The organism is Rhizobium etli 8C-3 (assembly GCF_001908375.1).
GTDB lineage: Bacteria > Pseudomonadota > Alphaproteobacteria > Rhizobiales > Rhizobiaceae > Rhizobium > Rhizobium etli_B.
Genome location: NZ_CP017241.1, coordinates 1,111,143 through 1,124,174, shown reverse-complemented (window position 1 = coordinate 1,124,174; position 13,032 = coordinate 1,111,143). Strand labels below are relative to the sequence as shown.

17 protein-coding genes are annotated in these 13,032 nt (G+C 61.8%); 8 read left to right on the top strand and 9 right to left on the bottom strand.

Annotation, left to right across the window (positions count from 1 at the left end; genetic code table 11):
- Positions 1 to 82 precede the first annotated feature (82 nt).
- The gene (locus AM571_RS05665) at positions 83 to 577 is read left to right on the top strand and encodes a GNAT family N-acetyltransferase (protein WP_074060570.1); all 495 of its coding nucleotides are present in this window, start codon (positions 83 to 85) and stop codon (positions 575 to 577) included.
- 34 nt (positions 578 to 611) lie between these two features.
- Positions 612 to 1,190, top strand: a complete 579-nt coding sequence (locus AM571_RS05660; RefSeq protein WP_074060569.1) for a type 1 glutamine amidotransferase family protein — start codon at positions 612 to 614, stop codon at positions 1,188 to 1,190.
- A gap of 140 nt (positions 1,191 to 1,330) precedes the next feature.
- Here the strand turns inward: AM571_RS05660 and AM571_RS05655 are convergent, their stop codons facing one another.
- The 3 genes from AM571_RS05655 to AM571_RS05645 all read right to left on the bottom strand — a co-directional run bounded on the left by AM571_RS05655 (position 1,331) and on the right by AM571_RS05645 (position 3,642).
- Positions 1,331 to 2,242 carry a c-type cytochrome gene (locus AM571_RS05655; protein WP_074060568.1) on the bottom strand — a complete coding sequence of 304 codons (912 nt, stop codon included), beginning with the start codon at positions 2,240 to 2,242 and terminating at the stop codon, positions 1,331 to 1,333.
- A gap of 102 nt (positions 2,243 to 2,344) precedes the next feature.
- On the bottom strand, positions 2,345 to 2,791 hold the full coding sequence (locus tag AM571_RS05650) for a c-type cytochrome (protein ID WP_074060567.1): 447 nt from the start codon (positions 2,789 to 2,791) through the stop codon (positions 2,345 to 2,347).
- A gap of 212 nt (positions 2,792 to 3,003) precedes the next feature.
- A complete protein-coding gene (locus AM571_RS05645; protein ID WP_074060566.1) occupies positions 3,004 to 3,642 on the bottom strand; it encodes a LysE family translocator in 639 nt (212 codons plus the stop codon).
- Between the two features lie 121 nt (positions 3,643 to 3,763).
- Between AM571_RS05645 and AM571_RS05640 the strand changes: the two genes are divergently transcribed.
- Positions 3,764 to 4,465, top strand: a complete 702-nt coding sequence (locus AM571_RS05640) for a helix-turn-helix transcriptional regulator (protein WP_074060565.1) — start codon at positions 3,764 to 3,766, stop codon at positions 4,463 to 4,465.
- A gap of 33 nt (positions 4,466 to 4,498) precedes the next feature.
- On the opposite strand, the gene AM571_RS05635 is transcribed toward AM571_RS05640, so the two are convergent.
- The 3 genes from AM571_RS05635 to AM571_RS05625 form a co-directional block, all read right to left on the bottom strand.
- Entirely contained in the window at positions 4,499 to 4,990 is a 492-nt protein-coding gene (locus AM571_RS05635; protein ID WP_074060564.1) for an anthrone oxygenase family protein, read from the bottom strand.
- A 78-nt stretch (positions 4,991 to 5,068) separates the two neighbouring features.
- Positions 5,069 to 5,914 (bottom strand): metallophosphoesterase, encoded by an 846-nt coding sequence (locus AM571_RS05630; RefSeq protein ID WP_074060563.1) that lies wholly within the window; start codon positions 5,912 to 5,914, stop codon positions 5,069 to 5,071.
- A gap of 106 nt (positions 5,915 to 6,020) precedes the next feature.
- Entirely contained in the window at positions 6,021 to 6,623 is a 603-nt protein-coding gene (locus tag AM571_RS05625; RefSeq protein WP_074060562.1) for a superoxide dismutase, read from the bottom strand.
- 211 nt (positions 6,624 to 6,834) lie between these two features.
- On the opposite strand from AM571_RS05625, the gene AM571_RS05620 reads away from it, so the two are divergent.
- The 3 genes from AM571_RS05620 to AM571_RS05610 all read left to right on the top strand — a co-directional run bounded on the left by AM571_RS05620 (position 6,835) and on the right by AM571_RS05610 (position 9,382).
- On the top strand, positions 6,835 to 7,164 hold the full coding sequence (locus tag AM571_RS05620; protein ID WP_074063089.1) for a hypothetical protein: 330 nt from the start codon (positions 6,835 to 6,837) through the stop codon (positions 7,162 to 7,164).
- Positions 7,165 to 7,280: 116 nt separating this feature from the next.
- Positions 7,281 to 8,582, top strand: coding sequence for a hypothetical protein (locus AM571_RS05615; RefSeq protein ID WP_074060561.1), 1,302 nt, complete (start codon positions 7,281 to 7,283; stop codon positions 8,580 to 8,582).
- Positions 8,579 to 9,382, top strand: coding sequence for a hypothetical protein (locus AM571_RS05610; RefSeq protein ID WP_074060560.1), 804 nt, complete (start codon positions 8,579 to 8,581; stop codon positions 9,380 to 9,382). The genes AM571_RS05615 and AM571_RS05610 overlap by 4 nt, the downstream gene beginning before the upstream one ends.
- A gap of 60 nt (positions 9,383 to 9,442) precedes the next feature.
- Here the strand turns inward: AM571_RS05610 and AM571_RS05605 are convergent, their stop codons facing one another.
- From AM571_RS05605 to AM571_RS05595, 3 genes are all read right to left on the bottom strand, one after another.
- Positions 9,443 to 9,766 carry a GCG_CRPN prefix-to-repeats domain-containing protein gene (locus AM571_RS05605; protein ID WP_074060559.1) on the bottom strand — a complete coding sequence of 108 codons (324 nt, stop codon included), beginning with the start codon at positions 9,764 to 9,766 and terminating at the stop codon, positions 9,443 to 9,445.
- Positions 9,767 to 9,840: 74 nt separating this feature from the next.
- Positions 9,841 to 9,990 carry a hypothetical protein gene (locus tag AM571_RS36085; RefSeq protein ID WP_155774411.1) on the bottom strand — a complete coding sequence of 50 codons (150 nt, stop codon included), beginning with the start codon at positions 9,988 to 9,990 and terminating at the stop codon, positions 9,841 to 9,843.
- 254 nt (positions 9,991 to 10,244) lie between these two features.
- Positions 10,245 to 10,493 carry a hypothetical protein gene (locus AM571_RS05595; RefSeq protein ID WP_074060557.1) on the bottom strand — a complete coding sequence of 83 codons (249 nt, stop codon included), beginning with the start codon at positions 10,491 to 10,493 and terminating at the stop codon, positions 10,245 to 10,247.
- A gap of 118 nt (positions 10,494 to 10,611) precedes the next feature.
- On the opposite strand from AM571_RS05595, the gene AM571_RS05590 reads away from it, so the two are divergent.
- Together AM571_RS05590 and AM571_RS05585 are read left to right on the top strand one after the other, a co-directional pair.
- A complete protein-coding gene (locus AM571_RS05590) occupies positions 10,612 to 11,343 on the top strand; it encodes a sulfite exporter TauE/SafE family protein (RefSeq protein ID WP_074060556.1) in 732 nt (243 codons plus the stop codon).
- A gap of 347 nt (positions 11,344 to 11,690) precedes the next feature.
- Positions 11,691 to 12,914 (top strand): MFS transporter, encoded by a 1,224-nt coding sequence (locus AM571_RS05585; RefSeq protein ID WP_074060555.1) that lies wholly within the window; start codon positions 11,691 to 11,693, stop codon positions 12,912 to 12,914.
- Positions 12,915 to 13,032 lie beyond the last annotated feature (118 nt).

Sequence of the window (13,032 nt, the reverse complement as noted above, 5' to 3'; positions counted from 1 at the left end):
TGTCAACGAGCCGCCGTCAGGCGGCTTTGTTGTATTCAGCGGCGTCCTGACGGCAGAATTACCAAACAAGGACGCAAAGACCATGATTGCAATCGAAGACAGCGAAATTTCATTGATCCGCCCGCCGGTGGTGACGATCCGCACGGCAAAACCGCGGGACCTGCCAGCACTCAACGAGATGATCGCGCTGCTTGCCGCCCATCACGGAGATGCAGCGATCACCACTCCCGAGCAGCTGGAACGCGACCTTTTCGGCCCGGTTCCGTGGATCACCGCACTGGTTGCCGAAACCGGCGACGGGCTGATCGGTTACGCCATCCTGGTGCCGCTCTACAGGGCGCAGGAAGGCAAGCGTGGCATGGACCTGCACCACCTTTTCGTGCGCGACGGCCATCGCGGCCACGGCATCGGCCAGCACCTCGTCAACCGCGCCCGCCAAACCGCCAGGAGTGCCGGCTGCGATTACCTTTCCGTAAGTGCGGCGACCGGAAACATCCAGGCACACCGTTTCTACCAGCATATGGACTTCACCCCTCGCCCGGTTACCGGCATGCGCTATATGCAGGCGCTGGCTTGAGCGTCTGCCGCTCCAACGGACAAGGGAGATACACATGACACGGCTTGCTGTGGTTCTGACGGAGGCTTTCGCGGACTGGGAGGTCGGGCAACTGACGGCTTCAGCCCGCACCGAGTTCGGCTTCGACGTGGTGACGGCGACACCCGGTGGCGCCGAAGTGCGTTCCATGGGCGGCCTGCGCGTGACGCCCGATACGGCGGCCGAAGCGCTTCGGGCCGAGGCTTTCGACGGCCTGGTGCTTTGCGGCGGCATGATCTGGGAGACCGAGAAGGCCCCGGATCTAAAGCCGGTCATCGACGAATTCATGGCCCGCGGCAAACTGGTTGCGGGGATCTGTGGCGCAACACTGGCGCTTGCCAAGGCAGGCGCGCTGAACAATGCGGCGCATACGAGCAATGCATTGCGTTTCATCGCCGACCTGCCCGGCTATTGCGGACATGCCCATTACAAGGACGCGTCGGCGGCTGTGCGCGACGGCATGCTGGTCACCGCCCCCGGTTCGGCCCCGACCACCTTTGCCGCCGAAATCTACCGGGCCCTCAATTTCCGCAATGAGGATCTCGACCAGTATCTTTTGATGTTTGGCGCGGAGCACCAGCCCAAGGCGGCGTGAGTCTCCCGACAGCATTTCCTCCTCCCATTGTCGCAGCCCTTGCCGGCAAGCCCCCCGGCCTTGGCTGCGCGTGCATGGATCTGAGGGTCAAAGCAAAAAATCACTTTGGCCGAATGAGATGCTGTCGCTTATTGCAAGCGTCATCGGCTCGGCACTGCCTTCAAATACGCGGCGATCGCTTCGAGATCGCTTTTGGGAAGATGCGCGAGACTCCGCTGTACCTCGGCCATCGAGCCGCCGGCGGTATCGAAGTCCGGAGTGAAGCCGGTTTCGAGGTAGTTGGCAATATCGGCCTCGCTCCAGGAACCGATCTCCTTGGAGCCCGGGGTGATGTTGGGGATACGGCCACGGCCTTCCGGATTTGGAGCGCCTGCAAGCCACATATCCGGCTCAAAGCCGCCGAGCGCGTCACGCGGCGTATGGCATTCTCCGCAATGGCCTGGGCCCTCGACGAGATACCGGCCGCGCTTCAGCTTGTCGTCGTTGGCGAGCACGATGTGCGGCGCGTCGTTGAAATAGAGGAGCTTCCAGCCTCCAAGTGCGAGCCGGATATCATAGGGGAACGACAATTGGTGCGGCGGCGCGACATTGCCGCTTTTGGGTAGCGTCTTGAGATAGCCGAAAAGATCGTTGACGTCCTTGTCGCTCATGCGGGCATAGGAGCCATAGGGGAAGGACGGATAAAGGTGCTGGCCCCCGGGGGCGATGCCGCGCTTCATCGCATTGCCGAACTCGGCGAGTGACCAGGCGCCAATGCCGGCCTTCTCGTCCGGCGATATGTTCGGAACATGGAAAGTGCCGAAGGGGCTCTTCAGCGCAAGCCCGCCGGACAGCGTGAGCTTGGCATCGCCTTCGGAACCGGGCGCGGCATGACAGCCGACGCAGCCGCCCGCCCAGAACACCGTCTCGCCGTTCTTCACGTCGGGCGCGCCGAGATTGGCCCAATGGCTTTCTGGCAGCGGGTTCGGCGCGGTGACGAAATAGAACACCGCACCGCCGAGGGCGATGACGCCGACGAGACAGAGCACAAACCGGATGAACCTGCGGACCATGCCGCTCCCCTTTTCAGCGACTGCAAGGGTCTAAGATAAGCCGGTCCACACCCGCAGCAAGGCAGGCGCGGACCAATGGATTCGAACGGGGACGGCTGCCGCTTAGTCCGTCTTTATACGGTAGTTCTCATGACAGCCGCCGCAGTTGGCGCCGAGCGTTTTCAAAGCGCCGCCAACGCCGGCAGCGTCAGCTGGAAGCTGTGCGAGGATCTTTTCGGCGTCGGTACTAAGCTTTGCGGCGCGCGCCTTGAAGTCCTCCATGTTTTCCCAGATCTTCGGGCTCGCCGCCTTGTCGCCGGTTTCCGTACCCGGCTTGAATTGGTCGGGGAAGACCTTGGCGGTTTCAGAGATCGTCGTCAGCGCTGCCTTCACCACCTCGGCATCATAGGGCTTTTCGCCCTTGGCGATTGCCGTCATGACGCCGGCCGAGCCGCCGACCTTCTTCATCAGAGCCTCGCGCGCTTCATGCGTGCCCTCCTGTTGCGCGAAGACCGCCGTCACCCCCATGCCGGCAACCAGCACAGCCGCCGTAATTGTTTTGAATTTCATGTATCCACTCCTCTTCGATACCGAGGTCTCTCCGAGACCGGCGCCTGATATTCGCGGCCGCATGATGGCAAATTTATAATGAGCGCGAAGTAACAAATGGGTGATATGACAAGGAATTCAAAATGGTAATGCACCCCCTGACCCACTTGCCTGTTCCTGTCGCAAGGTACAAAGCGCGCCATGTCCATGGCGCGGGAGATATCCTCCTTACATTATGCGACCGCCTTCCAGCCATGCCAGGCAGTCACCAGCGCGACGGCGATCAGCAGTGCTCCGGCAGCGCGGCCAACCATGATTGTGGCACGGGGATTGGAGACCAGCAGCGTTCGGCTTCGCGCGGCGGTGAGCGCCACCGCGCCGTAGATCGCCAACTGGGTCACGAGTGTCATAGCGCCCATGACAAGGCCTTGCAGCCAGATCGGCCCGTAGACGGGTTTAAGGAATTGCGGATAGACGGCAAGCATGAAGAGGTACGCCTTCGGATTGATGAGGCAGGTGATCGCGCCCTGCCGGAAGGCGCGCCATCCGGAGCGCAGGCTTCCCTCGCCGACCATATCCACCGTTATCGAGCTGCGGATCAGTGTGAAGCCGATCCAGATCATGTAGGCGGCGCCCAGGAAAAGCAGCGGGTTGAAGAGCGAAGGCAGCAGGCTCGCAAGAATGCCAACGCCGATTGCGCCGTAAAGCGAATGAACCGCGCCGCCCGCCATGATGCCTGCCGTTGCCGCCATACCGCGGCTCCTGCCGCCGGTCAGGGAATTGGCGAGCACAAAGAGCATGTCCATGCCCGGCACGATGATGATGCCGAAGAGGAGGGTGAAGTAGAGCCAGAGGTTTTCCGTGTAAGTCATGTCAGTTGCCTGCCTTCGAAGCGGCGGCCATTTTCCCGGACCGCTTTTGATTTCAATTCGATAGGCTGTGCTATATCAAAGCCCAACTGACAGTGTATTGTCAGGAGCCTTGGAGGAGAGAATGCGAAAGGCCTCTCGCCTGTTCGAGATCATCCAGATCCTGCGGTTGGCAAAACGACCGGTGACGGCCCAGGCGATGGCGGACGCGCTGGAAGTGACGGTGCGCTCCATCTATCGCGACATCGCCGCACTGCAGTCGATGCACGTGCCGATCGAAGGCGGGCGCGGCATCGGCTATATCATGCGCCCCGGCTTCGACCTGCCGCCGCTGATGTTTTCTATCGAGGAACTGGAGGCGATCGTGTTGTCGCTGGCGCTCTTGGAACGGACCGGCGACGCAGAGCTAAAGCAGGCGGCAAAGCGGGTGAACCAGAAGATCGCAGGCGCAGTGCCGATACCTCTGCGCCAGGCGATGGAGAACAAGGCGCTCTTTGCCTGGGGCACTGTCGCACAGCCGCCTGCCGGCTTGGATCTCGCCATGGTGCGCCGGGCCATCCGCGACGAGCAGAAGCTGGCGCTCAACTACCGCGACGAACTGGGACGCGCCACCGAGCGCACCATCCGCCCGATCGCGTTGATCTACTATTCACACTACTCCAATATCGTCGGCTGGTGCGAACTGCGTCAGGCGATCCGCAATTTCCGCAGCGACCGCGTCGAGGATTGCGAAGCGGCTGGGGCCTTCTTCCGGGGCGAAGGCGACGGGTTGCGCGAAGATTGGATGAACGGCTGGGCCGAAAGACCGCCTGGCGTCTCATCCTAACGCTGAGACGTGACCAGGCGCTGCCCAGATTTGTCAGGCGGCGACGGCGGCGACGAGCAAGATCAGGCTGACCAGGCCGAAGATGGCCCGCAGAAGATGCGAGCGCTCCCACCGGTCGCGCAGGACGGTCCAGTCCGGCTCATTGGCGTCACGATGGGACCTGAAGCTGAAAAAGCGTTTCCCGGCTCCTTCCGGCTGTTGTTCCTTGAGCCAATAATTGTTTACCGGATGCGTCACCATCCAATAGATCGCGTGCATGGCGAGCAGCGACACGAATGCGCCGGCGGTCAGCCAGTAGGTGCCGCTGAAAGGCGGGGTCAGTACGATCAATGCCAGGGTCATGATCAGGCCGAGCGGCTCGGCGATGCCGCCGAAGGTAAAGCCGGGATAGTAAATGGGCTGCACGGCAAGATACTGCTCCTTCGACAGCCGCATCTTGCCCGGCAGCTCGAGCGCATGGGCAAGGGCCAGTGCCATCGCGACGGCGACGACGAGAACAGTCAGTATTTCAAGAGCCTGGAACATCGGTTTGGCCTCCTGAAGGGTCTTATCCTAACTTTTCAGGAGTGGCATCGGTTCCATCCGGCGGATAACGGCGCGGCTCTACAAGGCAAGCGAGAGGCTTTCTTCGCGGCCGAAACCGCGGATTTCGAGGCGTCCTTCGCAAACCTCGACGATGGCGAAGGCGTTTTCCGTTTCGGTTTCGACCATTCCCTTGAAATTGACAAAGTGGCAGCCGCCGGTCTTGCCGTAGTTGCCCGCGTGGTTATGGCCGCAGAAATAGGCAACGGCGTTGTCATGGCCGCAGAGCAGATCGATGATGCGTTCCCGGTCCCACATGTCGTGCTCGTTCGGCGGGTAGACGGGATAGTGGTTCATCACGATCACGCGCTCGCGGACGGCTTCTGCAGCATCGAGTTGGGCAGCAAGCCATGCGAATTGCTCGTCGCTCAGTGATGCGTTCCAGGGATGGGCGTTTACCGCACCCCGTGCCGTCAGCGCCGCCAGACGCTCGGCCGCCATTTGGCGGTATGGATGGTCTGCCGGCGGCGCGCAGGTGCTGACTTCGTTGCCGTCCAAAACGACGAAACGCCAGCCACGGTGCGAGAAGGCGTAATAGGGCGAGGGCAGGCCAAGGCGTGTGGAAACAGCGGCAAGATGCTCCGCCGGGACCGCGAAATCGTGATTGCCGAGAAGGAAAAGGTTCTCGTGGCGGAGCTTTTCGTAGACCGGCAGGACGTCGTCGAAGCTCTCCCAAATCCCGTCGATGATATCGCCGAGCGTCATCACGAAGCTGAGCTCCTGGGCGTTGAAAACCTCGATCGCTTCGGCGAGCTTTGCGAGACTGTTGGCATAGTAGCGATCCATCGCGGCATTCGGAGCGATCGCTGCATATTGCGGGTCGGCAATGATGCCGAAGCGAAAAAGGAAAGTGTCCGAACAAGGCATGGCGGTTGCCTTAGGAGCGTCGCATGACAGGCCAGTGACGGTGAGCAAAAATAAGAACACCCGGCGTTTCAAGGCGCCGGGTGCTGGAATCGACGCTATGAAACCGTTACTTGGTGGCCGCTTCGTAGCGCTCCAGGACGTAGTCCCAGTTGATCAGGCTGTCGATGAAGGCTTCAAGGTACTTCGGCCGGGCGTTTCGGTAGTCGATGTAGTAGGAATGCTCCCAGACATCGACGCCGAGGATCGGGGTGGCACCGTGCACGAGCGGGTTTTCACCGTTCGGGGTCTTGGAGATTTCAAGCTTGCCGTTCTTGACGGAAACCCAGGCCCAGCCCGAACCGAACTGCGTGGCGCCGGCATTGGCGAAATCAGTCTTGAACTTGTCATAGCCGCCGAGATCGGAGTTAAAGGCCGCTTCAAGTTTGCCCGGCAGCTTGTTGCCGCCGCCGCCCTTCTTCATCCACTTCCAGAAATGGACGTGGTTGTAGTGCTGAGCCGCGTTGTTGAAGAGGCCGGCATTGCTACCGAAGGACTTCTTCACGACCTCTTCGAGCGAAAGATCGGCCAGGCCTGCTTCAGCCGCCAGTTTGTTGCCGTTGTCGACGTAAGCCTTGTGGTGCTTGTCGTGGTGGAACTCCAGCGTCTCCTTCGACATGAAAGGTGCGAGAGCTTCGTAGTCGTACGGGAGTGCGGGCAATTCGAAAGCCATTGTAGATCTCCTCTTGGCAATAGATTGCGGGATCGGCAGGTGAGGCGGAACATAGGAGCGGAAACGTAGGGAGGCAACGGTGGAAACATCAAAAAACGGCCGCCTCCGAGGAAAATTTGCCTCGCCTGCAGGCCTGGCTTCGGTGACAAAAATCGCTCATCATCGGCATATAACCGCGCTTCCGGCACACACTACGCCCAAGGGAATTACGATGCAGAGGAATAATATCCGCCATTCCGCGACGATCCTCCTTTTCATGACCGCAGGCAGTGCGCTCGCCTCCTCTGACGAGGCATGGAGCGAATTTGCCGCGGAAGTGGAGGCAAAATGCCGCCAAGCGGCGGCCGCATCCATCGCGGACGCAAGGGCGGTCGTCGATCCCGTCGGCAGCGCGCATTATGGGCTGGCGCTGTTAACCGGCAGGCCGAAGGGCGCCAATGGGTTTGTCACCCATATCTGTGTCTACGACAAGCAATCGAAAATCGCGGAAATCGGCAGCGAACTGGACACGCAGAGGCTCGACCTGCTGCCGGAAGAGTAAGGTGCGGCGCCTCTCAGGCGTACCTCCTGCGGTGTAAGCCATCCGCTGCTTTTGCGGGCCTTGTTTTCGCCGGGATTTTAATGGTTTCTTAAGAGGATACCAGCGGGAGGAAACCCATGGCCCTCGGCGCATCCCATCGCCTGCAGGACGGCATCGACGCCGTCGAAACAATGACGCGTTTCGCGCTCGCCGTCCTGGCGCTTGCGTCGGGTGTCTACACCTATCTAGGCGTGCGCAGCATCCTCGACGGTTCGGCAACGGCCGTGTTCTTCGCCGCCCTCATCTATTCCAGCGCGGTCTCGGTGGCGATCTATGCCTTCTGGACCTATATGGCGCGCTTTTATCCGCATGTGACGGGTGCGGCAGGACGCGGCGCGATGCTTGGCGTCATGGCGCTCGGCTGCGCGATGATCATCGCCATGTCGAGCTGGCTGAATGCGGCTGCGCTTGCAGGATCGGCCGCACTCGAACAGCATCTTGCCGAGACGCTGGAGGATTATACCGCCGACCTCGACAAGGCCCATCAGAACGCTCTTGCGGCCCAGAGCCTGTTGCCGGACATCCAGCGCACGCAGGAGCGCTTCGAGCGGCTGGCGGACCAGGAGCGGGAAACCGGCGCGCTGACGGGCACGACCGGCGCAGGTAGCGTCGTGCAGCTCCTCTCGCAGATGGCCTCGCAGCTAACGGAGCTCGAAAACGGCATCGATGCCTCGCGCGAACGTGTCACCTCGCTCTTCGACGAGGGCCGCAAGCACCTGGAAACGATGCGTACTCTGGTTTCGGCCCCCGGCGCTATCGATCCGCGCGCCGACCAGTTTGCCGCCGAGGTTGTCGGGCTATCCGGCGTCATCACCTCGCTGGAGCAGACCTCCATCGCCCCTTCGGTGAAGCGTGCGGCGGAAGACCTTTCGCTCGGCTTCATCGCCCCAGTCGCCGACGGCCGCGAGGCCGATCTCGCCAACCGGCAGGATCAGGTTATGGAGACGATCCGCTCCTCGGTTGCGGCGCAATCCAAGGTGCTGTCGCAGGCAGCCGACCAGATCCTTTCGCGCGAACCGGTCGCCGAGCGGCGGTTCGTGCCCCTCTCTTCGGCCGAAGCGGTGCTGCGCTATGCTTCGGACTTCATCCCGAGCTGGGCCGGCGCAATCTCGATCGATATCCTGCCGGCGGTGCTGATCTTCATGCTGTCGATCGTCCACTCGACGCTGCGGCGCCAGGAACAGCGCCTGCCATTTGCCGAGCGGATCACCGCGGCAGAGCTTCTGCAGGCGCTGGAGGTCCAACGAGCCGTTCAGCAGCGCGGCGTCGATCTCGAAACCGCACTCACCGAGGCAGAGAAAACGGAACCGCCGGACCAATCGAATATTGCGAGCTTCGATCTTTCGGGCAAGGGACCGAGGAAGGGACCGCCGGTATGATGCTGCAAACGGCAGGGCAGCGGCTGAAAGATTACGTGCTTTCCACAGATGACGGCACGCTGATACGCCACGCCTTCCACGCCCTGCTTGCCGCGGCGATCGTGCTTGCGGTCATCGATTGGCGCGAGATCAGCGCCGCCAACGCCGAACTGCCGGGCTTCGATCCGGCACAGCCGCAGACCATGCCGGTGCTGCCGCCGGCGCTGACGGAGGGTGGACCGCAGGCGCCACCTTCCGAGATCACGACGAGTGTCGAACAGCTCAAGCAGCCGATCCGTTTCGAGCTACAGCCGGGCGGTGTCCTTCTGGCGCAGGGGGCAATCGAGCTCGGCGCAGCCGCCCGCTTCGAACAGGAGATTGCGGCGCGCGGCGAATATGTGAAGACCGTTTCCTTGGATTCGCCGGGCGGCGCCGTCGGGGATGCGCTGGCGATGTCGAAGCTCATTCGCGAACGGAAGATCGGTACCAGGGTGGCAAGCGGCGCGCTCTGCGCCTCCTCCTGCCCGATCATCATGGCCGGTGGCGTGACCCGCGAGGCCGAGGACGGCGCCGTCATCGGCGTGCATCAAGTCTTCAACGGCTCGAAGGAGAAGCTTTCGCCGGAGCGCGCCATGTCGGAGGCGCAACGCACGACCGCCAGCGTCACTCGCCACCTCGGCGACATGGGCATCAAGCCCGGCCTTTGGCTGCATGCGATGGAGACGCCACCCGACCGGCTCTACTATCTGACGCCGGAGGAAATCAAGAAATTCGCGCTAGCGGCGACGCCGCAGAAGGTGGCGACCGGTAAAGCAAAATAAAGCCGGGGCGACATTCGTCCCGGCTTCCTCAATCTCAGCGCTTACCGATCGCTGCACCGCTCAAAAGCTGCTGCGCTCGTAGCGGTCATAGCGGTCGTAGCGGCCCCAGTCGCGGTCGCGGCGATGGTGCGGGCGCTCCCAGCCCCAGCCCCAGCGTGGCGGCGGCGGGCGATGCCAGTAGCGCGGCGGCGGCGGACGATAGAAGCGCGGGCGGCATTCGCCCCAGCGGTTCAGGCGCCATCCGGGCCCGCAGGCATAATCGACCTTCGTGATCGCAGACGGAGCGGGGGTTTCGGCACGCGCCGGCGCCATCGGCATCGCTTCGGCGGAAACTGCCGAAAGGCCTCCGATAACGAGCGCTGCTGCCAGCGAGATAATCTTCATTGCGAGTCTCCATAAATCCAGCCGAAGCGAGATTTAGCCCTGCCGTCCTGAACCGGTAATGAATTGCCCGTTCATCAATGCCCAGGCGCGGGCAGAACGCGCGAGGTCTTCGCCAGATGAATTTCCGGCCATTTCGGATTGTTTGGCGCCGGCTGACTTCCGATCGCCGATATCGATACGACGATCGCGGTTACGGCCGAGAAAAGCACCAGTGCATGGGTCATAGCTTCCGATCCTCAATGGTTGGTTCCCAGCCACCCGGGCGAAACTGATGCGGGAGGATGAACGAAAGCCTAAGCGATATGGTTAAGCGCAAAATATTGTCGCAAATTGCCACAACGTCGATTCCGAATGCCACGGCTGCACATCTTGCGGCCTGAATGGGCCTTTTCTTCCATTTCGGCAACTATTGCAGCAGAGCGGCGGGCCTCCATGCCGAGCAGCTTCTTGCCGTTCCCGTTTCGCTTTCCCGGAGAAGTCATTTGGAACGTTGATCAGCTTCATCTTCTCCAAGTCGGGCTCTGCGCACGTGCTTGATGAAGCCCTCTTCGCTCATCACACCGCCCTTATAAGTGTCTGCCACCTTATAGCTCCCCTCGCTGCTGCCAACGGTTATAAGGTTTTGCCAAAACCTTATAACCCAGCCCCCACCCCCTTGGAACGCAGGGGTCTTTGCGGTTGTTTCACTTTGCCAGCGCTGGATGAACCGTTCGACCGCTTCAGCCACGCATGATTCTTCCATTGCTCCAAAGCCGTTATCGAGCGAAACTCGGAGCCGCCGGAGATTGCGAAAGTTACTTCGCCTTTTTGTTTTTGCCTTGCGAAGCCGCCGGTCGGGGAGTTTGATGGCGCTCGATTTGTTCTTTTTCGTGCTGGTCGGCTTCTGCGCGCAAATCGTCGATGGCGCGCTCGGCATGGCGTTCGGGGTGCTTTCGACGACGAGCCTGTTGGCGCTTGGCGTGCCGGTTGCCAATGCCAGCGCGATGACACATGTGGCGGAGATCTTCACGACTGCAGCCTCAGGCGCATCGCATGTCTACCACCGCAATGTCGACTGGAAACTCGTGGCGCGCCTGGCACCTGCAGGGATGGTCGGAGGGGCGGTTGGAGCCTATATCCTCGCCAATGTAGACGGCAAGGCGATCGCGCCTTTCGTTTCGGCCTATCTGATCGCCATCGGCCTCGTCATCCTCTTCAAGGCGTTCCAACCGCGCTGGCCGCGCGATGTCAAGGACTGGATCGTGCCACCGGCCGGGCTTTGCGGCGGCATGCTCGATGCGATCGGCGGCGGTGGTTGGGGGCCGATCGTCACCAGCACGCTGGTCAGCCGCGGGCACGATCCGAAGAAAGTGATCGGCTCTACCAGCCTTACGGAATTCGCGGTGACGCTCACCATCTCGCTGACCTTCGTTCTGACCCTCGGCTGGTCGGAACTGCGTTCGGCTGTCGGCCTCATCGTTGGTGGCGTGATCGCCGCGCCCTTCGGCGCCATGCTCGTCAAGCGCCTACCGGTGAGGCCCTTGATGATCGCCGTCTCGCTCGTCATCATCTCGACGTCGGCGATCCGGTTTTTCTAGGCATGAATGAAGCATGATGAGCTTCACGACGGTCGATTTCCGAATCTGGCGCGAGCTCCCAGATCCCATGGATCGCTGTTTGCCGAGATACGGCTCGATCAATGCTTCAAATCGTCCGCATTTCGCGCTCGGCTACCGATCAGGCGGCCAGGGCGATGCGGCTGGACAACCTCCCGATACTAGACCTCCACCGAAGCAAGCTTGCCATCCTTGAAGCGCAGCGCCCCAGTCTATCAAAATGGGGGAATGCAAATTGCGACGAATCAAGCTCGATTCGTCCTTGGCGCCGGAGCCGGCGGGGCGTAAGTTCCCGCTTCTTCCAAACCGGTACCCACAGAGATCCCCACATGACAGAGACGCAGATCGACGCGGCAGAAGCGGCGGCCGGGTCGGCCTACTGGAAACGAAACCTCGTGATTTCGCTGGCCGGCTCTTTCACCACGATCGTGGCAATGACGCTGCTGCTCCCCTTCCTGCCGCTTTATGTCGCGGAACTCGGCGTCAGCGAGCATGCCGCGATCGTGCAGTGGTCGGGCATCGCCTATGGCGCGACCTTTTTTGCCGCCGCGATCGTCGCGCCTCTCTGGGGCCGGCTCGGTGATATCTACGGGCGAAAGCTGATGCTGGTGCGCGCCAGCTTCGGCATGACGATCGCAATCTCGCTCATGGGCATGGCCGAGAACGTCTGGCAGCTGGTGGCGCTCCGGCTCTTCGTCGGACTTGCAGGCGGCTACGCCTCGGGCTCCATGGTGCTGGTCGCGACGCAGACGCCAAAAGACCGCTCGGCCTGGGCCCTCGGCGTGCTGTCGTCGGGCATCATGGCGGGCAATCTCGTCGGACCGCTGATCGGTGGGGCGCTGCCGCCCATCATCGGCATCCGCGGCACGTTCCTGGCGGCGGGAGGCGTCATCTTCTTCGCCTTCCTGGCGACCGCCTTAATGATCAAGGAGGAAAAGTCCCCCGCCCGCAGACAAGCGACGAAGACAAGCGGCGGCTGGCGCGCGATCCCTGACAAGGGCCCGGTGGTCGCGATGCTCGCGACCGGCCTGCTTCTGATGCTCGCCAACATGTCGATCGAACCGATCATAGCCGTCTACGTGGCGCAACTGGTCGAAGACCAGGGACGCGTGACGATGACTGCCGGCATCGTCATGTCGGCGACAGCACTCGGCAGCATCCTTTCGGCCTCGCGCCTCGGCAAGCTCGCCGACAGGATCGGGCATTGGCCAGTGATTGCAGGCGCGCTTGCTGTTGCGGCGCTGCTCCTGATCCCGCAGGCGTTCGTCACCAATTCGTTGCAGTTGATTGCGCTGCGCTTCGTGATGGGCATTGCGCTCGGCGGGCTGTTGCCCTGCATCGCCGCCGTCATCCGACATAGCGTGCCGGACCGTGCCGCAGGCAGCATACTAGGCTATTCCATTTCGACGCAATATGTCGGCCAGGTCGCAGGCCCCGTGCTCGGCGGCTTCGTGGGCGGGCATATCGGCATGCGGGCTGTTTTTCTCGCCACCTGCGCGCTGCTGTTGGCGGGTGCTGCTTATGCGTGGATGGCGAGACCGAGGGCGAGCTAACTTCAGTGGCTGCTTGTGCATCGCAACCCGCAAGGCTCGAGGAAGCAGCCCCTCCGGGCACCTTCTCACCGCAGGGAGAAGGTGATTTGACGTGACGTCCAGTCACTTGTCTCGGCCA

What these genes read in the sequence shown, in the direction of transcription:
- AM571_RS05635 (WP_074060564.1), bottom strand. Translation starts at nt 4,990, where the DNA reads ATGTTCCAGGCTCTTGAAATACTGACTGTTCTCGTCGTCGCCGTCGCG.
- AM571_RS05645 (WP_074060566.1), bottom strand. Translation starts at nt 3,642, where the DNA reads ATGACTTACACGGAAAACCTCTGGCTCTACTTCACCCTCCTCTTCGGC.
- AM571_RS05630 (WP_074060563.1), bottom strand. Translation starts at nt 5,914, where the DNA reads ATGCCTTGTTCGGACACTTTCCTTTTTCGCTTCGGCATCATTGCCGAC.
- AM571_RS05660 (WP_074060569.1), top strand. Translation starts at nt 612, where the DNA reads ATGACACGGCTTGCTGTGGTTCTGACGGAGGCTTTCGCGGACTGGGAG.
- AM571_RS36085 (WP_155774411.1), bottom strand. Translation starts at nt 9,990, where the DNA reads ATGACCCATGCACTGGTGCTTTTCTCGGCCGTAACCGCGATCGTCGTA.
- AM571_RS05585 (WP_074060555.1), top strand. Translation starts at nt 11,691, where the DNA reads ATGACAGAGACGCAGATCGACGCGGCAGAAGCGGCGGCCGGGTCGGCC.
- AM571_RS05665 (WP_074060570.1), top strand. Translation starts at nt 83, where the DNA reads ATGATTGCAATCGAAGACAGCGAAATTTCATTGATCCGCCCGCCGGTG.
- AM571_RS05610 (WP_074060560.1), top strand. Translation starts at nt 8,579, where the DNA reads ATGATGCTGCAAACGGCAGGGCAGCGGCTGAAAGATTACGTGCTTTCC.
- AM571_RS05620 (WP_074063089.1), top strand. Translation starts at nt 6,835, where the DNA reads ATGCAGAGGAATAATATCCGCCATTCCGCGACGATCCTCCTTTTCATG.
- AM571_RS05605 (WP_074060559.1), bottom strand. Translation starts at nt 9,766, where the DNA reads ATGAAGATTATCTCGCTGGCAGCAGCGCTCGTTATCGGAGGCCTTTCG.
- AM571_RS05655 (WP_074060568.1), bottom strand. Translation starts at nt 2,242, where the DNA reads ATGGTCCGCAGGTTCATCCGGTTTGTGCTCTGTCTCGTCGGCGTCATC.
- AM571_RS05625 (WP_074060562.1), bottom strand. Translation starts at nt 6,623, where the DNA reads ATGGCTTTCGAATTGCCCGCACTCCCGTACGACTACGAAGCTCTCGCA.
- AM571_RS05615 (WP_074060561.1), top strand. Translation starts at nt 7,281, where the DNA reads ATGGCCCTCGGCGCATCCCATCGCCTGCAGGACGGCATCGACGCCGTC.
- AM571_RS05640 (WP_074060565.1), top strand. Translation starts at nt 3,764, where the DNA reads ATGCGAAAGGCCTCTCGCCTGTTCGAGATCATCCAGATCCTGCGGTTG.
- AM571_RS05650 (WP_074060567.1), bottom strand. Translation starts at nt 2,791, where the DNA reads ATGAAATTCAAAACAATTACGGCGGCTGTGCTGGTTGCCGGCATGGGG.
- AM571_RS05590 (WP_074060556.1), top strand. Translation starts at nt 10,612, where the DNA reads ATGGCGCTCGATTTGTTCTTTTTCGTGCTGGTCGGCTTCTGCGCGCAA.